The organism is Aliiglaciecola lipolytica E3, from assembly GCF_000314975.1.
GTDB classification, from domain to species: Bacteria; Pseudomonadota; Gammaproteobacteria; order Enterobacterales; family Alteromonadaceae; genus Aliiglaciecola; species Aliiglaciecola lipolytica.
Genome location: NZ_BAEN01000042.1, coordinates 40,652 through 67,553, shown reverse-complemented (window position 1 = coordinate 67,553; position 26,902 = coordinate 40,652). Strand labels below are relative to the sequence as shown.

Annotated in this window: 23 protein-coding genes; 4 read left to right on the top strand and 19 right to left on the bottom strand. The window is 46.6% G+C overall.

The features are described from left to right. A partial coding sequence (locus GLIP_RS11550; protein ID WP_161602052.1) for a cadherin-like domain-containing protein occupies positions 1-5,031 on the bottom strand: 5,031 nt, incomplete at its 3' end. A gap of 303 nt (positions 5,032-5,334) precedes the next feature. Here GLIP_RS11550 and GLIP_RS11545 point away from each other — a divergent pair. Further along, entirely contained in the window at positions 5,335-5,655 is a 321-nt protein-coding gene (locus tag GLIP_RS11545; RefSeq protein WP_151194711.1) for a DUF3461 family protein, read from the top strand. A 49-nt stretch (positions 5,656-5,704) separates the two neighbouring features. On the opposite strand, the gene GLIP_RS11540 is transcribed toward GLIP_RS11545, so the two are convergent. Then, positions 5,705-7,246, bottom strand: coding sequence for a SpoVR family protein (locus GLIP_RS11540; protein WP_008844809.1), 1,542 nt, complete (start codon positions 7,244-7,246; stop codon positions 5,705-5,707). 267 nt (positions 7,247-7,513) lie between these two features. Here GLIP_RS11540 and GLIP_RS11535 point away from each other — a divergent pair, with 267 nt between their 5' ends. Next, positions 7,514-9,004, top strand: coding sequence for a two-partner secretion domain-containing protein (locus GLIP_RS11535; protein ID WP_083839442.1), 1,491 nt, complete (start codon positions 7,514-7,516; stop codon positions 9,002-9,004). Here GLIP_RS11535 and GLIP_RS11530 read toward each other — a convergent pair. The 16 genes from GLIP_RS11530 to GLIP_RS11460 all read right to left on the bottom strand — a co-directional run bounded on the left by GLIP_RS11530 (position 8,997) and on the right by GLIP_RS11460 (position 21,471). Then, a complete protein-coding gene (locus GLIP_RS11530; protein ID WP_008844807.1) occupies positions 8,997-9,851 on the bottom strand; it encodes a DUF4145 domain-containing protein in 855 nt (284 codons plus the stop codon). The genes GLIP_RS11535 and GLIP_RS11530 overlap by 8 nt on opposite strands. Before the next feature lie 61 nt (positions 9,852-9,912). Continuing rightward, entirely contained in the window at positions 9,913-10,320 is a 408-nt protein-coding gene (locus tag GLIP_RS11525; RefSeq protein WP_008844806.1) for a helix-turn-helix domain-containing protein, read from the bottom strand. An 89-nt stretch (positions 10,321-10,409) separates the two neighbouring features. Continuing rightward, on the bottom strand, positions 10,410-11,096 hold the full coding sequence (locus tag GLIP_RS11520) for a hypothetical protein (protein WP_456057496.1): 687 nt from the start codon (positions 11,094-11,096) through the stop codon (positions 10,410-10,412). 136 nt (positions 11,097-11,232) lie between these two features. Beyond that, on the bottom strand, positions 11,233-12,300 hold the full coding sequence (locus tag GLIP_RS11515; protein WP_008844804.1) for a DUF7146 domain-containing protein: 1,068 nt from the start codon (positions 12,298-12,300) through the stop codon (positions 11,233-11,235). Between the two features lie 91 nt (positions 12,301-12,391). After that, positions 12,392-12,733, bottom strand: a complete 342-nt coding sequence (locus GLIP_RS11510; protein WP_008844803.1) for a hypothetical protein — start codon at positions 12,731-12,733, stop codon at positions 12,392-12,394. Further along, a complete protein-coding gene (radC, locus tag GLIP_RS11505; protein ID WP_008844802.1) occupies positions 12,733-13,230 on the bottom strand; it encodes a RadC family protein in 498 nt (165 codons plus the stop codon). Before radC ends, GLIP_RS11510 begins: the two co-directional genes overlap by 1 nt. A gap of 82 nt (positions 13,231-13,312) precedes the next feature. Continuing rightward, a complete protein-coding gene (locus GLIP_RS11500) occupies positions 13,313-14,950 on the bottom strand; it encodes a VWA domain-containing protein (RefSeq protein ID WP_008844801.1) in 1,638 nt (545 codons plus the stop codon). Between the two features lie 69 nt (positions 14,951-15,019). Next, entirely contained in the window at positions 15,020-15,460 is a 441-nt protein-coding gene (locus GLIP_RS11495) for a hypothetical protein (RefSeq protein WP_008844800.1), read from the bottom strand. A gap of 61 nt (positions 15,461-15,521) precedes the next feature. After that, positions 15,522-16,475, bottom strand: a complete 954-nt coding sequence (locus GLIP_RS11490) for a DUF3150 domain-containing protein (RefSeq protein WP_008844799.1) — start codon at positions 16,473-16,475, stop codon at positions 15,522-15,524. A 98-nt stretch (positions 16,476-16,573) separates the two neighbouring features. Next, positions 16,574-17,338 (bottom strand): hypothetical protein, encoded by a 765-nt coding sequence (locus tag GLIP_RS11485; RefSeq protein WP_008844798.1) that lies wholly within the window; start codon positions 17,336-17,338, stop codon positions 16,574-16,576. Between the two features lie 2 nt (positions 17,339-17,340). Further along, positions 17,341-18,300, bottom strand: coding sequence for an AAA family ATPase (locus GLIP_RS11480; protein WP_007104990.1), 960 nt, complete (start codon positions 18,298-18,300; stop codon positions 17,341-17,343). Between the two features lie 209 nt (positions 18,301-18,509). Further along, a complete protein-coding gene (locus GLIP_RS11475) occupies positions 18,510-19,526 on the bottom strand; it encodes a YqaJ viral recombinase family nuclease (RefSeq protein WP_008844795.1) in 1,017 nt (338 codons plus the stop codon). A 60-nt stretch (positions 19,527-19,586) separates the two neighbouring features. Beyond that, a complete protein-coding gene (locus GLIP_RS22130; RefSeq protein ID WP_008844794.1) occupies positions 19,587-19,730 on the bottom strand; it encodes a hypothetical protein in 144 nt (47 codons plus the stop codon). Positions 19,731-19,811: 81 nt separating this feature from the next. Beyond that, positions 19,812-20,630 (bottom strand): phage recombination protein Bet, encoded by an 819-nt coding sequence (gene bet / locus GLIP_RS11470; protein WP_000414664.1) that lies wholly within the window; start codon positions 20,628-20,630, stop codon positions 19,812-19,814. A gap of 79 nt (positions 20,631-20,709) precedes the next feature. After that, positions 20,710-21,129 carry a single-stranded DNA-binding protein gene (locus GLIP_RS11465; protein WP_008844793.1) on the bottom strand — a complete coding sequence of 140 codons (420 nt, stop codon included), beginning with the start codon at positions 21,127-21,129 and terminating at the stop codon, positions 20,710-20,712. A 15-nt stretch (positions 21,130-21,144) separates the two neighbouring features. Continuing rightward, the gene (locus GLIP_RS11460) at positions 21,145-21,471 is read right to left on the bottom strand and encodes a hypothetical protein (protein WP_008305491.1); all 327 of its coding nucleotides are present in this window, start codon (positions 21,469-21,471) and stop codon (positions 21,145-21,147) included. Positions 21,472-21,838: 367 nt separating this feature from the next. On the opposite strand from GLIP_RS11460, the gene GLIP_RS11455 reads away from it, so the two are divergent. Together GLIP_RS11455 and GLIP_RS11450 are read left to right on the top strand one after the other, a co-directional pair. After that, positions 21,839-22,441 carry a hypothetical protein gene (locus GLIP_RS11455; protein WP_008844792.1) on the top strand — a complete coding sequence of 201 codons (603 nt, stop codon included), beginning with the start codon at positions 21,839-21,841 and terminating at the stop codon, positions 22,439-22,441. Between the two features lie 220 nt (positions 22,442-22,661). Further along, entirely contained in the window at positions 22,662-22,994 is a 333-nt protein-coding gene (locus GLIP_RS11450) for a DMT family transporter (RefSeq protein ID WP_008305497.1), read from the top strand. Positions 22,995-23,207: 213 nt separating this feature from the next. Here the strand turns inward: GLIP_RS11450 and traN are convergent, their stop codons facing one another. Then, entirely contained in the window at positions 23,208-26,900 is a 3,693-nt protein-coding gene (gene traN, locus GLIP_RS11445) for a conjugal transfer protein TraN (RefSeq protein ID WP_008844791.1), read from the bottom strand. Positions 26,901-26,902 lie beyond the last annotated feature (2 nt).

Below are 26,902 nucleotides of genomic sequence, written 5' to 3'. Positions count from 1 at the left end.
ACTTAAATTAATCGTGCCTTTAGGTGTGCCAGCGAGACTCAAACTGACTTGTAGGTCACTGCCAAAATCGTCGGTATCACTGATCGAAATCCCGCTAATTGCATTGGCGGTGCTGTCTTCTAAAACGGTGGGGTTAACAGGTAGGGTTATAACAGGTGCATCGTTGGTGCCAGAAACCTCAATGAAAAAATCTTCACTATCGGTATTGTTGCCATCAACACCAACGCCTTCAGTACCATTACCAACACCACCATCACGATCATCGGCAGTGGTGCGAATGCGCACAACGGTATCGACGTTGGCATCAGTTGGTGTATAAACCAGAGAATTTAAGGTCGCTTCAACATCAGCTGCTGTACCCGTTATTGTTATTGTTGCTGTGTTGTCATTACTAATTATCGCACCACCCGAGGTAGTGGCCGTCAAGGTGCCATAAGATGCACCACCCACCGTATTGGTCGCTGCAACGGATACAGAGATAAGATCAGCGGCCCCCTCGCTGGTGTCGCGATTATCATTCAAGGTGAATGAACCACCTTCAGCATTAATGTTAATACTGGTGCCCGAATCTAGGGATAAACCATTGGTTAGCGTTGCGTTGATCGCTAAAACAGGAGCGTCGTTAACCGGCGTGATGGTAATATCATTATCGACTGTCGCCGTTTGTTGGCCACCGGCATGATCAAAATCGGCAATAGTAGATCTTAAATACAGCGTGCCATTGCCAAGGCCAGGGCCATTAAAATCGCCACGACCCTGAAAACGTAGTGCGTTCAATGCATTTTCAACATCAGTAATGTTACCCGTGATGGTAATCGTATTAGAGTTATTACCAGTAATGACTACATCGGGCTGGCTGCTTAATCTTAAACGCCCCTCATTGGCGCTGCTGGCTAAAGTCGTGCGACCGGCATCATTAAAAAGTTCAATGGTGGCGGTAACGTCCTCATCAAAGCTATCGGCGTCTGATAGTGCAAAACCGCCTAATGTAATTTCTGCATCTTCGTCAACGGTAAAACCAGAAACATTGGTAATAACCGGCACGTCATTACTATTGGATACACGCAAAGTAATATCATGGGTCACACGATTATTGGCGGCATTAATGGCGGAGCCATCATCGTTAACCGGGCCGCCATTGGCATTGGCAAGCAAAGATCCCGAGTTATCATATAGACGATCATCGGCAACCACTCTAAGAATAAGATTGTCGTCATCAAGGTCAGCACTAAAGGCGATTGTTAGGCTGGCAAGCACGGCATCAATTTCTGCTTTAGTACCCTGCAAAATCATCACATCAGTGCCTTTGCCACTGACAAAACTACTGGGGTCAGCGGCGGTATAATTTAATAAATTAGCACCCGTACCCACAACGCTTACCTCAATGCGCATAAAATCAGTTTCGCCTGCCGTTATACCGTCGTCGAGATCTAAGTCAGCCAGCGTTATCACTGGTACAGCGGTAGTTGCAGCGCCCGCTGCGAAAACATCCAAGTTATCGGGGCCGCTGATTTCAGCAATATCATTGGTGGGTGTAATTTCAATTAAAAACGTTGAGCCCGGAGGTGACGGCAAGCCTTGAGCAACACTGACAGAATCGTTCGATGTCCAATCACCATCGCTGACCACATAGTCAAACGAATCGTTGCTTGTTTCAGTGCCATCATGTTGATAACTGATCCGCCCAGAATCTAGATCATCTTGAGTGAAAACCGAACCCACACCAAGCGCTGTAGTGTTTAAGAATAAGCTGCCATTATTGGTGGCATCGGTGATGCGATATTGACGCTGAATGCTTGAGTTATCGTCGTCGCCAAACACTAAGTGGGCGTTGCTCAAATTGGGGTCGGGTGTCGGCAAACCAGAACCGCTGACACCGTTAATAGTGGCATAGGATTGCGCACCACCAATAACCCGCGAACCGCCCTCAACAACAGCACCAGCCTCACCGGCAATAAGCTGCCGTTTAGACACAAACGTAGTTGCATCATTAGCAGGGAAAATAGTAATCGGGACGATTAAGGTCGAACCTTCTGAGCTAGCATTGGTGGCCGTTGGCACAACCACCCCCGAATCATCAAGAGGCACAAGAGAGAATGAATCAGAAAAATTTTCGCTGCCTAAATGAGTATAAGTCAAATCACCGTTTTGCAACTGGGCCAGGGTAACGATGGTTGTATTGGCGGTTATCAGCACGCCATCAAGCCTCAACTCGCCATGCAGTGTGTCGACCGTTATTCTAAAGCTCAGTTCATCATTAACCGCATTGCCAGTTTCGTTATCAGAAGCCGAGTTATCTCTGTCGCTCAAAACAATATTAGCACCGTTGATAACAACGGTATTATTTTCACCGACAAAAATAGCACTATTATTGACAGCCTCCGGTGTGTCATTTTGAGGCGTTGCGGCAATACTGAACGACTGCGGTGCCGACTCTGTGTTGCCATCAGAAATGGTATAACTAAAAGAATCAACGAAGTCTTCATCGCCACTATGAACAAAGCTGACGTTGCCGTTATTAATATCGGCCTGAGTAAAAGTTTGGTTATAGGTTAGTTCAGCACCATTGAGCCTAATAAGACCACTGGTTGGTAGTGAGAATAAGCGATACACCAGTTCATCTGGGCTGCTTTCAGCGTCGGTAATTAGCAGCTCAGTGTTACTAAAGTTAAAAGTGCCACCTTCGTTGAGGTCAGCCGCATCAATGGTGTTTGTGCCGCCACTGGTCGGCGGGGTATTAATGTCAGCGGCACCCGGAACAGGGTCAGGGCTAACAGTCACGGTATCGGGGACAACCACATCAAAGGTTATCGGCGTTAGCGGGCTGCCCTGTGAAGGATTATCGTAAATACCACCGTCTCGGCTATCTGGAAACAGTCGGATACCGCCATCTTTTACCGTAAAGGTCATACTGTCGGTACGCGGGGTGTCGCTAAGTGTTACAAACGTTACATTGCCAGCATTAATGTCTGCTTGAGTAAACGTAGCGCCAACGGTGAGTGTTTGGCCATTAACCGTAAAATAACCCTCTGCTGGGTTGGGAACACTGGTTAATGTATAAGTTAACGAGGTGTTGGCCGAATCAACATCAGTCACCTCAAGCATAGCGGGGGTCAAGGTGATCGAAGTAGAACCCGGTGCCATAGTCTGAGCTACGTTTGTATTCAGCACTGGGTCATCGTTGTTGGGCACGATGTTTAACTGAATGGTCGCCGAATCAGAAAGCACATTGCCTTCACCACCACCATCATCTTGAACCTGCATATTAAAGCTATCAGTGCTGTTTTCACCGCCTGAGTGGCTGTAAGTCAGCAACCCTGGGTCGGCAACAACAAAAGGCGTGCCCACGCTCGCCGCAACAATGGCCACACCGTTGTAAAACAGCGTACCGTTAATAGGTAAGCTAGTAATCTCGTAGTTTTGTGCTGTGCCACCCTCTGGGTCAAAAAAGCTAATCGCACCTCTCGAGCTATTAAATGGCGCGATTAATAAGCCGTTATCGGCAAGATTGACCGCAGTCTCCCCCTCAATAACAGTAATTGAGCCCTCTAAAGTCGGTGCCTGATTAATCGGATTAATATTCACTGAAACCGACTGGTTGGTGATCAATCCACCGGCTCCATCATCAACAGTAATTAAAAAGGTATCTGTTGTCACCGAGGTGACTTGTGAACCATTGTGTTGATACGACAAGTTATTAATATCAGACGCCGCAAAGGTCGAGCCGACCGCTATTAAGTTGCCATTTAATCGCAAATCACCATTGGCAGGGACGGCAGCAATTTTAATAATTGTCTGAACCGCTTGGTTATCAATATCTGACAACCCAAGCTGAGCTTGGGTAAAACCAAAACTCGCAGCCGTTGCAGCAGAAAAACTGCTGGTGCCACCCTCATTAACCTCTAAAGGCGTGCCGCCACTAATCGTTGGCGCATCATTAATGGCAACCACATTAATGTTACTGATTTGAATGTTCGTTGGGCCATCAGGGGTGTCAACATCATTGACGGTAATATCAATCAATGGGGTGTAAGCTGGGTCTAAACTGTTGCTGTTAGTAACCGGGGTAAAAACCATGCCATTGAGGGCTGAGTTAATTTCGGCTTCAGTGCCGGTAATCGTGACCGCGCTAGTGCCATCGGCACCCGCTGTCACTGCCCACCCTGCCCCTGCTAAGGTAATGCTACCGCCGGTCACGCTGATCGCGACCTGCAGCTCCACACCTGCATCGTCATCAGTAACACTAATGCCAGTGATAGTTAACGGCACGTCTTCGTCAGTGCTGCGAGTATCGACAGCTTGAGCATCGGTTATTTCTGGCGCACCGAGCAAGCCTGTAAAACCTGAAACTTCAACAACCTGTGATTCTATAGCACCGGCTTGCCACTCTAGATCCCAATCGCCACCTAAGGCTTTAGCGCCAGTGAGGTCAGTAGATGCAGCAATATCGGCCCCGGTTGCAGCCGCCAGTGCAGCAACAAAAGATTGCCCTTCGGCGCTGCCTGCCACGTCACAACCGTAAAGCAAAATATCGGCATCAACCGATAAAACAGCACGTATCTGGCTGAGAGCCTCACTATAATCTTGCGTTAGTGTCACCTCATTAACGGTGCTATTACCGAGTTGCAACTGCCCATCACTGCCGTGACTAAATAGATGAATAGCCTCGATATCGTTGCGCCCGGCTACTGCCTCAGCAATTTGTAGCAAACCATCTTGTTCACCATTGAGTAAAATGACCTCGCTATTGGCAAATTGATTAGCTATTGATTGTTGATTTTCAATACCGGCATCAATAAACACTATCTGCCGACCCGTTGAGCTTTCGGCAGAAAACTCAGGAGAAAAATCGCCTTGATTCTCAGAATTTTGATGAGGTTCAGCCGATGTGGGTGATTCGGTATGATTGGCGTTATCTGCCTGCTCAGCGATGGCTATGGGCAACGCTGCATCAAAGACTATTCGCGGTTCAAGTGCTAAACGTTGCGTTTTGGACTTGAAGATTGAGTTAAAACCTTTTTGCTGACTCATATTGCCAATAACCATTGTTAAAAAATTTTTAAGAGCAACATATTAGAAATCAGCTAACTGGTATTTTCGCTGTTAAAAAAGCAGCCAAAATACCGTTACTCCACTGTTAGTAAAAGTATGGACGAATATTTAAGTTCCCGACAATTAATATTTCAGTAATTACGTCACATAACGGTGTTAATGCTTAATCGATCTATTAATCGAGTAGCTCAGGCTTTATACGACCATAGATGCCGATAGGTTTTTTAACTTACCTGATACCTGATAGATTATCAGGTATATAGAATATAAACAAGTTGCAATATCACAGGCAAAGCAGACATAAAGCTTTATTATACCCAAATATATTACAAGAAAAAAGGACAGTTATTTCATAAAAGTGAAAAGTTCAAGTTCTCACGATCAATGCGCAGTGTCCGCTCATATTCTGACCATAATATCTATAAAGAGTTAAGTGAAGTATCACCTATGCTAACCAAGGTGATGGCGGAGCTGGATGATGTTGTAGACCAGGAACAGCAAGAACTGGAAGCTAAGAATAAAATACTGAGTGATTTAAGGCACCTTGAAAAGGTCGTTAAGCAGAAAATTGAGGAAATCGAAGAGCAGCTGGATAAATTGTAGTTCTGGGCGGTTTTTATAAGCGTATGCTATAGGCTGATATTCTGAGGCGTCAGCTGGAGTCACCCTCTTCTAAAATTGGGTTGCTAATTGGAGGGCAGTGATAGTCGTCAACCACTCTTTCTTCGCCGTTTTTGTCACTAATTACACTTTCTAGATGAATATCAAACCCCCATAAACGGTGTATGTGTTTGAGTACGTCGGCGGTTCCTTCTTCCATGGGAACCCTATCCGCCGGAATATGCCTAAGTGTAAGTGAGCGGTCGCCTCTAATATCAACATTCCATACTTGTATATTGGGCTCTTTGTAGCTCAGGTTGTATTGTTTTGCCAATTGTTCTCTAACTGTTTTATAGCCATTTTCATCGTGTATGGCCTGAACTAGGTACTCGTTTTCCATATCATCATCTACGATGGAAAATAGTTTAAGGTCGCGAATTACTTTAGGGGATAAAAACTGCAGAATAAAACTCTCATCTTTAAAGTTTTCCATTGCGAAGTGAACAGTGTTTAACCAGTCATTGCCGGCTATATCGGGGAACCACTGCTTATCTTCGTCGGTGGGAGCCTCACAGATTCGACGAATATCCTGATACATGGCAAACCCCAGCGTATAGGGGTTGATACCGCTATACCAAGGGCTATCAAACGGAGGTTGGTAGGTAACAGCAGTATGAGATTGTAGAAACTCAATCATAAACCCATCGGTCACTAACCCTTTATCATAAAGTCGATTAAGAATGGTGTAGTGCCAGAATGTCGCCCAGCCCTCGTTCATCACTTGTGTTTGTCTTTGGGGGTAAAAGTACTGCGCTATTTTACGCACTATTCTGACAATTTCTCGTTGCCAAGGCTCCAGTAACGGTGCGTTTTTCTCAATAAAGTAGAGCAAGTTTTCTTGCGGCTCTTTGGGGAACCTGTTCTGCTCACCGGGTTTCTCTTTCCCTTTTTTTGTCGGGAGAGTAAGCCAAAGCTCGTTGACTTGCTGTTGCAGGTATTCCTCTCGTTCTTGCTGACGGTTTTTTTCTTCTGCTGCAGAGATGGGGGGTGGGCGTTTATAGCGGTCTACCCCGTGGTTCATAATCGCATGGCAAGAGTCCAGAAACTTCTCAACGGTTTCAACTCCGTGGCGCTGTTCGCATTTAGAAATATAGTTACGAGCAAACAACAAGTAATCGATGATCGCACTCGCATCTGTCCAAGTTTTGAATAGGTAATTCCCTTTAAAAAACGAATTGTGACCATAGGCCGCATGGGCAATCACCAGCGCCTGCATGGTGATAGTGTTTTCTTCCATTAAGTAGGCAATACAAGGGTCAGAGTTAATAACAATTTCATACGCCAGCCCCATCTGACCACGCTGATAGCGCTTAGACGTGTTTAAAAACTGTTTGCCGAAAGACCAGTGATGATAACCCACAGGCATACCGACAGAAGAGTAGGCATCCATCATTTGCTCAGCGCTAATCACCTCGATCTGATTTGGGTAGGTATCGAGCTTGAATTCCTTGGCGATTTTGGCAATCTCTTTATCGTATTGCTCTATAAGCTCAAAGGTCCATTCTGACCCTGATGAAATAGGCTGTTGGTTCATGTTCAACCCCATCTTTTGAACAATTATTCATAAAGTATAGCTCATGGGAATAGTCATACTCTCAATTTATTGCAGAGTTAGGATATAGCAACTATTCTTAATGCTATGGATAGAAACCACAGGGAGCTAGTGTTCGTTGTGTAGCGGCTGAAAGGTTTAGCATCGTATCGAAAAAGTACTATTAGTTAATGATAACGTTGATGGGTGCAGCGACACCGTTGAGTATTTTGAATTGATTTTTCATGCTAAATTTTTTGGTAATAGTTTATGAATAAGATTTTTCGCGTTTTTTGGAATTCAAGTTTACAGGTGTGGCAGGCAGTCGGTGAAAATAGTAAAGGTCGTAAAAAGTGTAAGGTTGGCGCCTCTAAGGCCTCAGGTCGGCTTATTGCTTCTGGTGCTCTGACGCTGTTGAGCGCTAATGTTTTTGCTGCTGACTTACCTACCAATGGAGTGGTTGTCTCTGGCCAAGTGGCGATCGAACAACAAGCCAACGTGATGAATGTCACCCAGTCTAGCAACAAAGCTGCGGTTAACTGGCAGTCCTTTGATGTGGGCAAGAATAATACGGTTAACTTTGTTCAGCCCAGCGCCACCTCAGCCATTCTTAATCGCGTCATTGGCAGCGATGTGTCTAGCATCCAAGGGGCTATTAATGCCAATGGTCAAGTCTTTTTAATCAACCCAAACGGCATTTTATTTACTCCTAGCGCACAAGTTAACGTAGGTGCGCTGGTTGCCTCTACGCTTAATATTAGCAACGAAGATTTTAACTCCGGCAACTATGTCTTTGCAGGCGATAGTAGCAGCGCCATTATCAACCAAGGCAACATTCAAACCGCTGATGGTGGTTATGTTGCATTTATTGCCGCCAAAATCGAAAACATCGGCAATATCACGGCCAACAATGGCGAAGTATTGATGGGTGCTGGTGCAAAAGTGACCCTAGATATGGGCGGCCCAGTGAAGCTTGAAGTTGAGCAAGGCGCTATAGATTCACTGATTGCCAACGGCGGCGCGATTCAAGCCGATGGCGGCATGGTGTATTTGTCAGCAAAAGCCGCTGGCGACTTAGCCTCCAGTGTGATTAACCACACAGGCATTGTTGAGGCGAGCAGTTTAAGCAGTGTGGGCGGTGAAATTATTCTGGAAGGCGATAACATCAGCTTAGCCGCAGGCAGCGAACTCAATGCCACCGGTGCAACAGGGGGTGGAGACATATTAGTAGGCGGCGATTGGCAAGGCACAGGCGACATGCGCCAAGCGGTATCCGTTGATATGGCAGCAACGGCCAGCATTGATGCCAGCGCCACGCAATATGGCGACGGCGGTAAAGTGGTATTGTGGTCTGATGTTGCTAACGCTGAATCTGTAACCAGCGTTAGTGGCGACATCACAGCCAGTGCAGGTGCAGAAGGTGGTAATGGAGGCAAGGTTGAAACCTCTGGATATCTTCTAAAAACAAGTGGAGTAAGCCTTGATTTAACCGCCGAAAAAGGTAGCGGTGGTTTATGGTTATTAGACCCTACTAATATCACTATTTCTGGTTCGGCTACAACAGCAGGAGCAACACCCTTACCTAATTATGAATCAAATGTTGATAGTTCTAATGTTTTAAATTCTGACATCGTAAACCAGTTAAACTCAGGTACGAGTGTAACAATTCAAACAGGAAGTGGAGGCGCTCAAGCGGGAGATATTACCCTCGCTAGCGATATTGTTACCGGTAATATGGCCGGTGATGCAACGCTTACGTAGGCGCGGCTAGGACATAGTTTCTTCCAATAGCCCTAAAGTACTCTGTTAGGCCTTTAGTTATAAATGTCTTACCTGTTCCGGCGTAACCTTTTAATAGGAATACGCTTTCTTCCTTATTGCTGAGAAACGAATCGAGCTTATCAACCAATAAACTTTGTCCATCAGTTAAATTGTATTCAGAGAAAGCGTCGTGAAGTTTAATTAGCTCTCGAGTGTTTTCGGGTGCCAGGTCGAATGTTGATACAGCCCTTGATGATGCTTCCTTGAAATCGGCTAGTTTAACTTGGTCTAGTTCTTTTTTGAGTTCGAGTGCCTGGTTTTGAGCGATTTGTTCTGATTCTTCAAGTTTCAAGAGCTCTTCTTTTACTTTTTCTAATTGCTCTTCAAGCTCTTTGTTACTCTGGCTTAGCGCGTTTAGCCCTATATCAGGGTGGCAGGGTTCTATATATGCTGGGTAACTTTCATATGTTGATCCGCTATATGTTTTGAACATCCACTGACCGATCAAATATGCATCTCTCAGTAGTGCTAACGCATCATCTGAATGTACGCTTCGGCCATGTGCCGCTTTATTTCCTAACATCCGGATTGCGTGCAGCTTTTCCACAATATTTTCATCGATTACTTCGATGAAAATATTGGATTTTAGTTTTTCGAAGAACCCATCACTTCGCTCGCAAGGTAAATTTAGTTCTCTATAGAGGATCCCTACTAACTGTTCAGCAAAGCAACGTAATTTGATAATTGCAGTGTGAGGATCAGTATGTACATATTTCTCAGCGAAATTGGCATGTTCATATAGTTGAGGCCAGCGGTTTTTTAACAATTCAAAGTTCTTATTGGGCATGCTTAATTCCTTTTATTTCAACCGCTTCTTATCTTCGTGATTCTTCATATCAATTGGTTTTTTATTTTTTATTATCGCCGTTAAGCGTAAATTCAATAATGTCTTTATGTTTGATGCGACGATGGGTCCCAACTCGATGAAAGGGAATTTGACCGCTTTCAAGGAGCTTAATTAGAAATGGGCGTGAGACGTTAAGAACATCTGCAGCTTCTTGGGTTGTCAGTTCAGGTTGCTGTGGTATGACCTTGACTGAACTTCCATTGCTAATTTCATTTAACGCGTCTGCTAGAAGGCTAATAGCAATTGCGGGCAGTTGAATAATCTTCGGCTCTTCATCATTTCTTATAACCTTGATTGAGTAGCTGGATACATTGTCACTTATCAGCTTGCGCAATACCTGTTTCCCTTTGTGTGCTAATTCGATGTCGCTAGCAGAGGGAGGGGAATTGACGTTTTTATGTGTTGACATACTGGCTCCAATGACAAGGCAGAACTTGAGTAATCAATTTAAACGAAATAAACGAAATAAACAATATATTCGAATCGTACATTGATACTTTATAAACTAACTTGGTTCATTGTTATGCACTGATTAACAACAGAAACTAAAATCTTAGATGATCCACTTGTGGGTATCATAACAAAGTACATTTTGCTCCCCACATGCTGCCAGAACTCGGCCTCTTGGGCATATTTTTTTGCTTTTTGGATAGCGACGTTTTCTGGCAACTGAGTTTTAGTTAGCCCCGAACATAGCAGCTTTGAGCACAAAGCCTTCCAAGGATGCTTAGGTACACCGTCTGAAAGCCGTTCCACAAACCGTTCCAGTGCATGACGAGTCACCACGACAGGTCCAATGTTCGGAACGTTGATTACCTCATCGATTTCTCTCACGGTAGCATTATCGACGATGTATTCTTCGAAGGAATGTGAGAGCCAATCGTCCCGCTTCTCTACCGAGATCTGTGCTTCCTGGTATCGAGTGAGCAAGAACCTAGTCAGGCTGTAAAGTGAATGCTGAGTTGAGCGTTGTTTCTGTAACTTTTTGATGGCTCCTTTACTGACTCGGATTTGAAGCCCATTGCCGCTTCGGTTACTCCCCATCACCTCTTTCACTGACAGTAGGTGATGAATCGCATAGAGCTCAGCTGCAATTGGCTTTTGCTGCTCAGGTAGCTTGTCGTATTGCTCACCTAAATCGACCTTTAGCTCACCACCTCTTCGAAGGCCAGTCTTCCAGTACACCGTATACTTGCCATCAATCTGCTTTGTTAAAAGAGTTAATACCATCATGTTTGTTTCTCCTATTGGTTATCTATTTTTCATTCTCCATGTTTTTTCAAATATGCAAGGCGCAAAAAAGGGGCCGAAGCCCCTTGGATCAGATATGAACTTTCGGAAAGCCCATAGCACCGTAAACATTCAGCACATCATTCCAATCCCAACTTTTCACGCCGAGTGACGTTGGTATCGGAGGGATCAGGACTTGTGTCAGAATGCCTTTCTGCCAGGCTTTTTTCTTGAGTTCATTCGCTGCATTCAGGCCGGTCTCAGAGAGATCGTGGTCTGCCCAGATGTACAGCATTTTCACATTACTTGGTGGCTCAAACCTAGCCAGTAGGGTTGCATTCACAACCGACCAACATGTTTGCCCCGTAGCTCTGGTAACCGCTAAAGCTGTTTCGATACCTTCAGACACACCTAATACCTCACTAGGCTCACCTATAGGAATGGCACCACCAGTGATTGTTCTGTCACTGGGGATCGGCATCATCTTTTTTGGCTTTTCAACTGGTGCTTTGAATCCATCTTCACTTAGGTAGATCCGATGAAACGTGGCCGAACGCCCTTGCTGCGTAACGATTTTACCTAGCAGCGCTGGGTAGCTATCGATAAACAGACCATCTTCATCATGGTAAGGCAAGTTTGGATGAAACCTCAGCACCGAATCCCATTCAGGACGAAGCCGCGTAACAATGCCACGACGATGCAAGTAGTTCCAAACGGGTTGCGCACGAGTATCTGCAAGGGATAACGTTTCTCCCCAGGTTTGATTCAAGCGATGGATAATCGCTTTGTCCTCGTCCTGCTTTTTAGTCTTCCAGTCAACAGCGTTACTCGGTATTACCCGAGTTGGTACTTGTCCGGGTTGAATACCTAGAGCTTGACCGATTGCTTCAATAGACTGAGCAAAGTTCCATCCATTAATCCAAGACAACAGTTCAAAACCATCATGAAAGATCCCGCAGGTGTTACAAACGCCACCTCCGGTATATTCAGCATCTTTGAACAGCCTAAAGCCATCACGACCGCCATGAACAGGACAAGCCACATGACGGCCTTTTCGAGCAATAGCGGCATCAAGTTCTGGCACCAACGCCGCCAGTATTTGAAGCCACTGGCCATTAAGATATGGCCTTACAGTTTCAATTTGTAAAGGTAACGCCATATAACCTCCTTAAGTAAAAAGCCGACTCCTACCACAAGTGATAAAAGTCAGCTCTGGGCCTGCATTGAGCCGTTTGGTTAATGCAGGAACGTTAGTCAAGCTGGATACCATGTCGTCTTAATAGCCACATGATGGAATCACGAAGCACATCAGGATCGACAACCGCAGCCATTGCGCAAACACGAAAGCAAAATGGCGTTAATTCGTCATTTTTAATCCACGACAACACATCCTTGCGCAATCGAGTACTGACACGACCGTCCAGCAATACACGGATTGCATCTAATAGAATGCCTTCGCGTAACTGCCAGATTTCCGTGTCAGACCAAGTGACAGGGGCATCATCAAACTCAAATAGAAATTCGAGCTGTGATGACGTGTGTTGATGGGACTGCTTTTGTGATGTAGGAGAATGGGCAATGCGCCCATTCATTAAAGATAACCGCGTTCAGCAAGCGAAACGCAGCCCTCGGATGCGACCACAACATGGTCAAGCGTTCGAATATCAACAAGTGACATGGCGTCACGGAGTCGATGAGTGATGCGTTTATCGGCTTCACTGGGCTCAGGATCACCCGATGGATGGTTATGAACCAGTATCACTGCTGCCGCATTAAGTTCTAACGCCCGCTTTGTTACTTCCCTTGGATATACGCTCGCCGCATCTAAAGTGCCTTTGAATAGCTCTTCAAATCGAATAACGCGATGCTTTGTATCAAGAAACAGCACGCCAAAGACTTCGTGCTCATACTCGTGCATCAGTGTTTGCAGGTATGAGAACGCCGACGATGGCTGTTCAATTTTGCGACCTTTACTCAATCGACCACGAGCGAGCTTAAGCGCCATATCTAAGATATCCGCTTCGGTCACTTGCTCAGGAACGATATAAGTACCGGCTTCTTCGCCAGCTAAGAACTTTCTGTTTTTCATAGGAGTCTCCAAAAAAAACGGAGACGAACCCATGCCCTGACGGGGACGGAATCGTCCCCGCAGGGTGGTAAAGTTGATGTGGTTACTGAACTAACAGTTGTTGTGTTACTTCGAATAACTCACGCTTCAGATCTTTGACGTCGTTAATCACGATGCTTTGAGGAAAGAATTTCTCAACACTGCGTGTTTGAATGCCGATCCCCAGCAGCTCAAAGCCACTTCGTCTGCAACGGTCAACAATGTCATGCGTAGCAGCCCAGTCATCTGGGTCACCATCGGTTAGCACTATCATTAGCTTTCGCTTCTGTTTTTGTGCCAACAAACTGTTTGCCGCAAACCACATAGCTTGTGCCATAGGCGTACAACCTCGTGGTTTTTGGTCAAAACAGGCGGCCCGATGTCGAACCGATTGCTTGGGCAATAACGCGATAGAAACTTCCTGATGAATACCAGGAAAATAACTGACCGCAGGTACAACACCCGGTATACCTTCCAATGCCATGGCCAAAGCCAAAGCGGCTTCATTGGCAACATGAAAGTACTTGCGATTACCTTCGCCAATGGGCTTACCCATTGAGCCCGATATATCGACAAGCAAGTGCACAGCAGCATTAGGCGCAATGCGTGGCTGCTTTTGAATAAACAATCTCGATTCACCTGCTTGTGAGGCGGCAAGACGATGGGTTGCAACTCGAAGACCGTGCCGTTTGGCATGATTCCGATTGTCCTGACTGGACTGAACCATGCCCCTAAGCCTGGCTCGAATTTGAGCCGACTCAGACGCCGATAAGGTCAAGATGGCCTCATCACCCAACATAGCTTGTTCTGCTTGGGGCAAACTGAGTGGAGTGACGCCCTGATGTCCTTCAGCTTGTTCCGACAACACTTCTGCCACTTGTGCAAAGGTATCGGGTTCAAACTGAGCGGCACTGGCCTCTAAGGCTTGTCGCAAATTGTCAGCTTGATCAGAGTTATCTGAATCACCCGTTGCAGACGAGTCTGCTTCCGGGGTTTGACTGTCACTACCGTTATTGCTGTCATTACTTGCATCTTGTCCAATGTCATTACCGTTATCAGCATCCAACTCATCCTGTGGTGGACGAGATTCGTCTTCCAACATGGCAACGATGGCATCGACAAGTTTCAGCACTTCACCTGTAGAGCCTAAGCTAGGCACTGCTGTCAGCATGGCGCTTAACCGGCTCATCGCTGCGGCAGGAAAGAGTTGTCTCACTCTTTCATCAACTGCTTGATACAAAGGCGTCAGTGCTTTCTGACCGAGAAAATGGCATCTCAAGCGGAACAACAACCAGGCTTGCAAGTTAGATGCAGGCTCAAGCTGTTCAGGTACACACATTTGCTGTGTGTCCACCATGTACTCAATCACTTGCGAAATACTGCGCCGGGTTCCGGGGTAATCCTTTGCCAATTCGTTTTCAATGCGAACGTCCTCAATGATATTGAGAAATGCCTTACGGATCGGTTTGGACGACGCTTTCTGCACCATGTCAAAATTGGTATGCCGAATATGCGCCGCTTCATGAGCCAGATAACCCCAAGCTATCTGTTGATAGTGTGGGTCGTCTGGGTTTGCTGTTGGGATCACAATCCGCTCACCATCGGTAAACGCATCTTGTCCTTGAATAAGCACCTTCACACCAAACTTTTCGCCATAAGCGGCGGCAACGATTGGCAGTGCGTTTTTTAATGGATGATTCATGGGAGTCTCCTAATCATTAGGGGGAATACTCCCTCAGCGGGAGCGTTTCCCCGCTCGGAATGTGGGTGTTTAAACCTGTGCTTTTAGCTTATCCAGGTCGTATTTTTGACCTAGCCAAGCCACCAATTGAGCTGGACTCTCGTGCTGCTCAAATGACGTTTTAAGCTGGTCTAAACTCAGGATGTCATCCAATGTCAGACCGTACTGGTCTTGTAACTGAGTAGACACCTCGTGTTGATATTGCAGCCAGGCCCGCTCATGAGCGGTTTGCTGCAATGCCATGTTTGGAACAAATACCATGGCCGTTACCCAAGCTCCTTGTGCGTCCGCATCTGCGATCAAAACAGGGTTCTTGGGGATCACGACACTATGTGTTGAGTACGATCGTTGTACTAACGTTCGACAACACGCCACTTCTGGTATCGATTCACTTTCAACCGCATCAGTCACACCACGAAAATGTGCTTCAAACTGGTTCAGTTGGCTGGGGTTATGGATGGTTGATTGCATAATTTCCTCTTACATAGTTCAGAGGACATGCGCCCTTAAGGGCAACATGCCCTCAAGGACGTTAGAAATAAAATGAGTTTGGTACAGTCGAACCAAGGTTTGGTCTGACGGTTGGTTGTGGTATTGCACGTAAGTTATCTGCCTGAGCAGATACTGGCTGTGCGGGTTTAGGTTCAGGTTTGGGCATCAGTTGTCTGATATCCAATTGACCTTCACCGTGCATTCTCATCTTGTCTGGATCAGACAAAATTAAAATGGTCGCCATCAGTTCGTGATAGAGATTGTCTGTCACAGGGCCGGTCTTCGGCAGACGAACAAATAAATTGTCCATCGCTTCAACCATTGGCTGAACTCGGTGATCCAGGAATGACAAACCATCCAACTTGTCTCTTAACCGTTTGAGAGGATTAAGAGATCGCTGGCTGATTTGATTCTTACCTGCAACGGAACGCTCAAACAGTTCATTGGCATCACGAGCCACCTCCCTAAAGAGGGTGTGTCCCATGCCATTGACCTTGTCATCTAATCCACCAGCTTGTTCAGCCGGTTGCATTCGATAGATGGCATAACCGAACTGAAGCCGTTGTTCCACGTCTTCGATGGGTGATAATGCACGTCGGATTGCATCTGCAAATTCCGGGTGTTTCGCAACCCAGTCAAACGTCACCTGATCATAGTTGTCCAAGAACAACTGCTTACACTGCGCAAACTCCTGACCGATCCGGTCAAGCTCTGGAACAATCTGATCAATTCGGTCTTCAGGGACGGCATAGCCACCTAAAAACCGCACACCGACTTGCTCACACAAGCGCTGCGCTTCTTTCTTAAGCCTTTCAAAGTTCGCCAATGCCTCTGGGTCACAAATTTTTTTACTCCCTAAGCTGGCAACATCCTTCGGTGGAAGTTGGCTGCCATTGGCTAATCTGAAATCTTCAGGCCTTAGTTTTTTTCTACCGCTCCAGATGGAACAGTCGATGTGACAAATCAAAAGTTTGTCAAGGGTTTGAATACTCATAGTGCATCCTCATGCGAGATGGGGACGCACCACTCCCAACAGGAGCAATGGCCCCCGTTTGGGTGGTAGTAGTTGACGCGCTAATGGCAATACCACTATCAGAAATAGTAATTTTGCGAATCAGGCGACGATTGGTTGAGATCGATTTTCACAGGCATTAAGTCCAGTGCTTCAGCTATCGGGCGAACCCGCTCTAAATCACTGCCTAGCAACCGCAATACATCTTTTTCCAACTTCAGTTGGTCGGATACTTCTATCCCTTCAGGACTCGCTACTGTGAGCGAACACAGTGGTGGTAATTGACGCTTAAAGGCCAGTAACAGCAACAATGGCCACGGGCCATCATCCGTGTTAACAATGCCAGCGCCTTCACCTGACACCGTGCTGATTTGATTGGTACTAGGTAATCCGCTTTTGCAAAACCCTAATGACCATTCTCCAATCCTGACCTGGTTATCATCAATAACAGCCAAGCCATAGGCTTCAAGCAGCTTTGCCATATCGAACAACGCTTTTTGCGCCAGCGAGATTTGGCCATTGACGTCCTTGCGAGTACGAAACTCCCAACTGACGTTATTGGCGCACGCGACACTATCTAGCGCATTTGAGAGTTCAAATGGCCGCCCTTGATGATCAATGCCGACTTGTCCAACAAATCGATAACCTTTGTTGATTTTCTCATTGATTCGTCGGTCTGCTTCAGCGTTAGGATCAGTCGAATCAATCAATCGCTGCTGCGACAATTGACCTGCTTTTCCAAACCGAACTTCAATCTCCTGGTTATCTGATCCAACATAAATGGCCCATTCTTTGGCTGTCCCATCAGAATGACTGTAACGGTAAAGAGCAAAGCACTTTTCCATCATCAATCCTCCCAATGGTCACCGAAGACATCAGCGGCAATACGATGAATGGCTTCTCGTTGCTCCAACTCAGCACGAGCCGTCAAAGACCGAACCAGTGCATACTCCACTGCGTTAGGAGCGCCTTTGAAAGCAAGTGTTAACTTTGCCCAGCGCACCAAGGTCCGAGTGGACATGGTGATACTAAGCTCAGCACCGCCATCCGCGCCGCCAATAAAGAGACGACGAATGTCACCAGCCACCTTCACCATTTTTTGGCGAAAGACTTCTGGCAAGCCCGGCGCAACGTTCTCCAGAATGGCTTCCTCTACAGATGGCTCTGCATAGGTCGCTTCAATGATTCTAAAGCGATCAAGGAAAGCCAAATTCTGTTGAAGCACACCTTGATACAAGCCCGTCTGGTCACCGCTGCCCGCACTGTTGCCGGTAGCGATAAAACGAAACTTGTTATGTGGCATGATGATCTCACCGCCATTTTGTGCGATGACCAACGGGGCACCTTCCAAAATGTCATTGAGTCCAGCCAGTTCAGCAGGCTCAGCAAGATCCATTTCATTAATGATCAGCAAATGGCCATGCTTGACGGCCAGTGCCAGTGGTCCATACACAAAGGTCATGTTGCCATTAACCAGTGTGTGGTGACCGATAAGATCGGACAACTCCAATCGACCGTGCGCAGTAATTTGCTGAACAGGCCAATTCAATCGAGAAGCAACTTGGCAAATAAGCGAGGTCTTCCCGCATCCCGTGGGGCCTGTAATATACAAACCATCACCGTCGGGGTTAGACAAGAACGCCAATACGTCACGTAAGTCTTCTTTTCTAAAAACATACTCGTCCTTGCGAACGGGAATGTTTGGATGGGTAGTGTCGGCACTAAATCCTTCCAGAACGAAAGCATCAGGAGCCGGGACATTAAATGCTTGATTCACTTGAACCAAAAATGGGGATTGTTCAGTCATGGTAAACCTCATCAGTTTTAACGAGGCCCCATGCCCCAACAGGGAATGAAGTCCCCGTCGGGTGGTGTGTGGATTGTGGTATGGCTGTGTATGTAAGAGTTCAGCTCGCTCTATCATTCGTACCCAGCATTGGCTACGAGTGAATTTGCTTTCTGATGCACTCGATGTAAGCGCATGAGAAAGGAGCCGAAATCGGCTCCAAGTGAACGTTAAAAATAAAATGAGCTCGGCGAGTCACCTGGCAGAACCAAGTTCTCTTGCTCAATGCTGATTTTGATTGGTGTTTCAACGGGCTGATCTGGCTTATTGGTGCTGATGCGCAACCGCTCTTGTGGCGCTTTTCGGTAAGCAGCTAAAACCTGTTCGTCCAGCTCGCCTAACTTATCGGTGGCCAATTGCTTATAGTCCACCGTGCCCGCCATCATGTAGCGGCTGAGTTTGACCCCAGCATAGTCGGCATGAGCGTAGTTACCCATCATAGCGACCAATTTCGACTGAGCTTCTCGCATTTCCTCTTTCAAAGATTTAATGTGACTTTCCAGTCGAACCACTTCGGCATGTGCTGAGCAATACTGCCGAGACAGTGATGTCCAACGGTACTGAGCTTCACCCTTAGGAACAAAACAATCTTGCTCAGGGCATTTTGACGGTTCCTTTTTGGTCTGTACTAACTCCCAAAACTGAAGCGCTGTTTCTTGCAATTCAGTTAAGAACGCCGCGTCTCGTTGTATTTCAAACTCAATCAGTTGATCCTCAAAATAGAATACCAACCAACCACGCGTGCTATTGGCGACCAGTATTTGATGCTGAACTTGCACCCAATACAACTGGTACGCCTCACTTTGTTCTCTGTGAGCTTGCACATCCTCAAAAACTGACTGGCAAGGACATTTCAATTCAACGGGTTCGCCCGCATCGTTGATGCCATCAAAGCTAGCCCGAAAGATTGCGTTATGATCGGCTTCAGCACACAACGGCAGAAGAAAGTCATTATGCGCATTCTCAAATGCTCGCCTTGCTTGAGGCTCCAACCGTATACCGCGAAGCACATTAGGATTATTTGACAGGTCTTCCGGTAATACGAATCCGGTTTTTTCTGCCCATAATCGCCAAGGTGTTTTGTAGGGTGAACGCCCCATAATAATTGGGGCTTCAGATGCCGTAACACCTGCAATGCGCCACTGGTGCCATGCAGGAGTACGTTGTGATAGGTCGATAACCTTCATATTGCCTCCTTTGAGGGGAGACTCCCCCGAAGGAGAGAACTCCCCTTCAGGGTTAAGTGGTTACTTTGCAGCTTGTGCTAACGCTGTTTGGTGCTGAACAACACTTGCTTGAACCGAATCAATTGCCGCTATACCGGCTTGAATCGAACCTACGACAAGGGCAACAACCAATACCAAGCGAAAAAGTGAGGCTGATTTAGTCATGGAAGATCTCCAAAAAAAGACGAGACCTTCCCCCTGACGGGAGAATAATCCCGCCAGGGTTAGTAGAATGAATGCGTGGCGCTAAGAAGCTAAAGGCTGTGTGAGCGCTTTGGCTGCTTGTTGCTGTGCATTAAATATTTCTTGTTTCGCAAACGTCAGTTCAACACCTTGAAAATGTTCATTGGCATATTCCAATGCACTATTCCAAGCGTTTGAAGCTTCCGCCCGCTCGATAAGCTTGTAAACAAGCCCTCGGGTTCGATCATCAACTTGCTCGGGTGGAATCACCGATGGCTCAACAACATGTGTTGCTTGGCCTTCGATAATTCGCTCCGCTTCGTCTTGATCGAAAATTCCCACAAAGCCAAACGCAATGCGAGAACACTGGATCATGGATTTATGTCTTAGCATTCGCTTAGTGTGCGTCTGCCATGGACCATCTACACGATAAGGGCCATTTTTGCCGTTACCTTCAAAAGGCGGTCGATAGACTTCATCCAGGTATTCAGTGATTTTGACTGGGTGCGAACGGTCGCGCCGATAGATGATGCATTCCATCCATTCTGGGCATTCTTTCGCGCCATCCATTGAGACTTTGTTTTCTGAAGTCTTAAACTCCATGCCATCAAACTGGTCGTGTTGATTGATGATGCGAGACCATCCATCGACACCTACCACTGGGATAATCCCAGCTTGTTTATCAGGGAACGCAAAAATCTCTTTGGTGAAAGGGTTCAAGCCGTACTGATCTGCAACCACCAAGAGCGCCATCATCTGCTCATTGGTCGGTGCACTACCGTCACGTTGCTTGAATGCTGTTGCTTTTAGGGTATCGAACAACTTGTTTGGATCGACACTAAAGCGCTCAGCAAAGCGTTGGATTAGCTTTGGTTTTTCCATTTTGGACTCCGACAATCAAAGTGGGAGTCTGCCCCTGACGGGAAAGTACTCCCGGCTGGGTTAAAGCGTTCTTGCTCGGTTAAAAATCTGGTTCAGGATAAGTTTGTGCCCAATTAGCTTGGGAGCCCGCATCATCCGCCGCTGATGGCTCAGATGCTTTGTTCACACTATCAAGAAGCAGAAACTCGTCCGCGTCCACTTCGGTCAATCGATGCTTAATGCCATCTTTCTCCCATGAGCGCGTGCGCTGAGGCCCTTGAACAAAAAGCTTCGCTCCTTTTTGGATTAAATCTTTTGCTCTTAGCCCTAACTTAAATCCACCACGATCTCTAAAAACGACCCGATGCCATTCCGTATGCTCTTTGAGCTCATTGGATTGACGGTCGCGCCATTTCTCAGAAGTGGCCAGTGAAATGCTGGTCACTAAATCACCTGATGGATAGGCTCGTGTCTCTGGCTCAGAGCCAACGTAGCCTATGAGTGTTACTTGGTTTTTCATAATGTTCTCCTCGTCTTAGTTGAACTCTGTGCACACAGTCGTTTCTGCCCGGCTGGGCAAAGATGACTGACGGCGCAGATAGGTTGGTATGTCGAGTAAAGCCATGTCGTACTGATGTGGCTCTTTGTAAAACGCAGATGTCAAACGGGGCATACCAGGAGCTTTAGGCACTGCCATTGGACGACGTTTTGGTGTTGGTGTGAGCAATCGCTTGATTTGAGTAAGTACAAATCGAAACGGGCGCACGCTTTGACGAGCAAGCAATCGCAAAAGCGACCAGCTCAGTTTTGCAAGCAACATAATGCCTGCGATTTGGATAATAAATCCGAAGATATATTCCATTGGTGACTCCTTAATTTGGTTGTGAAGGAGTCACCCCCAACTGGGGAAAACTCCCCCAGTTGGGTGGTGAAAAGGCGAACCGCAAGGAACGCATGGTTTAGCATGTAAAAACATGCAGGCTATTTGTTTAAGGAGGCTAGCTACCTCTTTGTACCACTGAGAAAACTCAGCGGCGAGCTTCCTTTGAGCTCATGCTCTCAGGCGCAGATATCACTGAAACAGATCAGCAATATTTGATAGTCAGTGTAACCGTCTTATCCAGACAGGATAGTTAGAAAGATGCTCAATTCTTCCACCTAGCTGAAAGGCCATTACCTCACAGAGGATTAGTCTAGGGACTGATTATTGTCATATCAGGAGCAAACTTATGGCCCAAGCAAAACCCAATTACTCAAAACCCATCTTTGAACAATCATTCACAATTAACAGCTTACAGGCGCAACGTGTCGTTGACCGTGTTTTTAGGCGCACGGTCAGTGCGCTTTACGGAATCGATGTCATCCTGCGCATCATTGGCGATGAGAACGAAATTGATGAAGTGGAACAGATCATTAGCCAGTTGATCGAGGATTGCGCTAAGGCGGTAGACAGCGAACAAGCTCGTTTGGACAAACTGATGGAGTCCAACGGCATCGATGAAGTACCTGACTACACCGACCCGATAACCTTCAACGCTAAAATCAGCTCGCCTCAGGTTGGCCAGTTTGTCGGCTTAGTTCGCAAACTCGATGCGTTGATGATCTCAATGGACACACTCTGGTTATCTAGCGTGCTTAGCAACAAGCAACGTGTTGATGGCAACTACGCATGGCAACAGCGCATTATCAAACTTGCACGACGCATTATTGATATCGAAATTCGAGCCCGAAAATCAGCTCAAGCTAAAGGTAAAGAAGCAGAAGTTGAACAAGCGGTGCCTTCAACCGATGACGATATCATTGAAGAGGAAACAGATACTCCCTCCAACTAGCCAGCTAGGCTCCCATCACACAGCCCCTCTCGAAGGGGCTATTGAAATTTAGTGTTGTGGATTTTGAAACACAGTTTTGGACATTTCTGAGTCAGCCGAGAGCGCATTGAAACGTTGATAAAGCAATCATTGCTCAGAAATTCTGTTTTTTAACAAGATTGTATTTAATCAATAAACTCCATATACTTAGCCCTCAGCTAAACCTACTAGGAGTATATTTGTGAAACACTGGTTATTCTTGACAATAGCAATACTTGGTGAAGTGATTGCAACCACTACATTGAAATCAACCGATGGTTTTACAAAGTTGATTCCTTCATTCGTTGTTTGCTTAGGTTATGGTATTTCTTTCTATTTTCTATCGTTATCCCTTAAATCTATACCAGTTGGCATCGCTTATGCTGTATGGGCGGGCTTGGGCGTGGCCATTGTTACTGGCATTGCTTGGCTTGTATATGGACAGAAAATGGATACATGGGGGTGGATTGGAATTGGATTAATCGTATGTGGTGTTGCTGTACTTAATCTACTATCTAAAACCAGCGCTCATTGAACGAATGACAAAGTGATAGGATTGAGTGAGTCAAAATCTTAATCAATGGCTTAACTTTGCCCCGTAGCTAACACAAAAAAGGGCAAAAGCGCGTTAGCTGAAATTGTTCGATCTGTGATCACAAAGTGCAAAAATGGTTACTTTAAAGCGTAAAATCGCATTAAAGTAACCAAAATGGAACATTATTGTCGCTGCTATTTTAGAAGGACGAGCTCAATTATTCCCCGAAATTTCTTCCGTCGCCTCCTGACGCAGTTTCTGTGCATCCATTCCGTTTAGCCGTTCAATGGCTCTATCTGCGGCACTTTGACGGTTCCCATCAACGTTTAGCGTACTTCCTGAGCCTGTGAGTCGTTCCAGATCCAGTGACGGTATTTCGGGTAGGTTGCCCGTGATCGACAAGATACCTATCCATTCATCCAAATTGACTTGGCTCCAATCTACCTGGTTTAACTGACTCGCGGTCAAACCTTCACAGTTTGGTGACTTCGCACTGCCCCAGCCAAGGCCTAATTGCGGACGTACTTGTTCTTGAATGATCCGTGAAAGTGGCGAAGTAAAGCAGCAATATGACTGCCGTTTTTCAACACAGGCACCTAAGAACTTGGACTTGCAGTAAGAGCCCACGTAATGGCAACTCTTCAATACCCGCTTGGCGTTCATCTCAAACTCACTCTGCTCACATTTCCAGATAAGCTGAATGAGGATCATGGTGACTGAATAAATCATGTAGGCCGTCATAACCGTACTCAGAACTGCGCCCGCTGCGCCTCCCAGTGCAAAGTTACCACCCGAAACGACACCATCGGCTCCAACCGCGCCACCAACGTTACTAAACAGTGCCGATTGCGCCCCCGAACCAAAGGTCGTACCTACCCATTCAGCCGTCTTATTGGTCAACACCTGCATGAAGCCAGTCGCAGCTTGCTCCGCTCCCGCGCCAGCAGCCGTTGATGGCCCAGCTCCCATGAGAGAGTCCCATGCTGACACAAAAGGCTCTTTGACCGCACTCCAAGTGCTCGTGATTGGCTCCCTGAGCGTATTCCAAGAACCATAGATTGCCGAAGACGGATTCATGGCCATGACTGCCGTATCAAGCTTGTTAACCGCCACTATCATCGTGATGTAGTCCGATAACGACACGCCGCTTGGCTTTTCACAGCAATCCACTATGCCGCCAACGGCTTTTTTGCACTGGCCAGCATTACCTTTAAAAACCGTACACTCGACGTTATCTTGGCCATCAGCTCCCGTACATGACATATCATTGGTCATAAACTGCGCCGCATTAAGCATCGCAGCGGCTTCTGCAAAGTTAGCCTGCTTGATTGACTCTGGCTCTAAACAATCTGTGCCCATACAGCGAACTGGCCCCTCACAGTTGTATTGAGTTTCCATTCGTGCATTTTGCACTTCTACGCTTTGTCCGCAGTCATACACCAAACTTTGGATATAGCAGAAGCCTTCATGACCAGCCCCGCCTTCAGTGCATTCGGTTCTGACATATTGGCAAGCCAGATTTTGCTCTAGCGCGGCACACGTATTGGTGGTCGTGTTTTGTCCGTTATTGACGATAGTTTGAGTATTACCATTGGCATCTACCCAGCTATCTGAGCTGCCCATGTTGAACTCAGGATGAGCAGTCGAAGCATTGTAGGTCGCTCTTGCCCTCCAGCATGAGAGTCCCAGTCCATCAGAACTGCCGCGACTGGTTAAATGAGCAGGAGACGAAACAACCGCAGGATAAAGGCTTCCAAGATTAGCCAACTCGCCACTACCAACCGTTAACCCGTCGATTCGTTTTGTGCCCGTATCCAAACACTGCCACTGCACCGCAGTAAACTGATCCGTTTGCATCAAGCATTGCTCTATGCCCGGATCACTTGATTGATGAACAATGTCTTGCTCTAAGTACTTGCCAGAGAAGGTCAATGAAGCGCTCAGTTTCGCAGGAACCAAACACTTCTGAACTTCTCGGCTGCAAGTGTCGAAATCGACTTTGTACCAGCCGGATTCGCATCTGGAACGAGTGACTTCCTGAGGTTCATGCCACGAAATAATCGACCCATTAACGACCTTGCACAATGAGCCAACCAAGGTTCCTTTTGGACAGGTCATTTCAGGGTACTTAATGGACGGTTTCGTCTCTGTGACCGCTTCTTTATTGCCCGTCAGTGAGAGTGTCGTTTTCCAACCATTTGCCTTTGACGGCGACTCGGTGATTTTTATCTCAGTATTTTGATTATCAAAAATCCTCAGTGTCGCGTTTCCAGTTTGCATAGTACTGCTGTGCTGTGGAACAAAGCTGAGCGTTTCAGAGCTAAAGCAACCGCGCTCAATGTACAAGCTTTGTTGATGTGTTTCGGCGGATACACGTCGCTCTAACTGACACTGAGTAAGCGTGCTGATCTTTTCGCACACCTGGTAATCCGGTACATGCTTGGTTTCAGTAAATGGCGTAATAGTCTGAGTAGGCTCACAGGCCTCAAAACTACTTGGCATAAGGTTGGATACCACACACTTTGGATCGCTGGTTTGCAATCCACAGTCATAGGTATCGGTAAAACGAATGCATTCACCTTTATCATTGGTTTCGGCACATTCTGACGACATGAATCCACAGGAAGGATTCGCTTCAAGCACTTGGCAGGCCTGATTTTCAATCCCCTTATAGCTTTCGTCATCCACACTGACTTGTATACGCCGACACAAAGGCGATATGCCCGCCACAGGGCTTGGGGCAAAGTAGGATTCACAAACTGAAACACCATTGACCACCGTACATCCGTTGGTTGAAGACGGCTGATCCGTGCATTGAATGCTGTAGTCTGAAAACTTCGTCGGGATATCCGCTGCTTGTTCGATACAGGATTGTGGCGACCAACTATCATTCATCACCACCTTGGTTGGATCAAAGCGCACCTTGATGCGTGCATACCCCTCACCACTACCAGTAACCGATACGCGAATTTTTACCGGCACTTCTAAACCTGGTTCTACCGCTTTTAGCTTAGCAGTGAGATCGGTATTTGGATTGCGCTCCCAACTGGTACTGAGCTCGCAGCGGCCAGCCGTTTCTGGTGGAAAGTTATTGTTCGGCCCAGACCAGACTTTCTGATCGCCAAGCCAAACTTGCATGTAGTCATCCCATTTGGCGTACTCAAGAACGGCTGAGGTAATCGCATCGGGGTTCACGACTTTGAGTGTGATGGCCTGTTCAAACACTTTACAACGGCCACTCCAGTAGTTGTCGCCAATTCGTCCAATCCAAACTTCAAGACATCCCTCACCACAAGAGCGAAGGTTCATTGGTCCTGAAACATGCTCAATAATGCCTGCCGTGTAATCGTGAGTAATAGTGCAGCTGTTAACCGCTGTATTGAGTCTGTCACATTGCTGGTAGTTTGGGCTTCCTTCACCTTGAGACTCACAACCTGGGAAGCTTTGCGTCAATAGATTAGGGTCAGTTTGAACCGCATCAGTTAATGCCCAAAGGGGATCATTGACCATATCTGGCCGAGACCTGTCTTTGATTTGTTGTAGCGAACGAAATGCCTCACCCGTAGCGCCACTTTCGGGTACCATGCTCTCTTGGCGCTGCGTCCCCAATTGATTCATGCTGGCATCAGAGCCATAAACGCCTGTTAAGACATCCAATGAGCCCTGATCCATACCTGGGAAAAGCTCTTGCAAGTTAATGGACTCATTACCACTGCCATTCGGCACCGACAATGTATTGCCATTGAGTGCGGGCATCGTCCAGTTTTGCAGCAATTGCTTACCTTCTTGTTGTCCGCTTAGGCCGGATTGGCGCTGTACATCAGCGGCCACACCATGTAAGGGCAAGCACGCCATAGTGATAGATAAAATACCCGCTAACACTCGGGTAAAAAATGTTGGTTTCATAG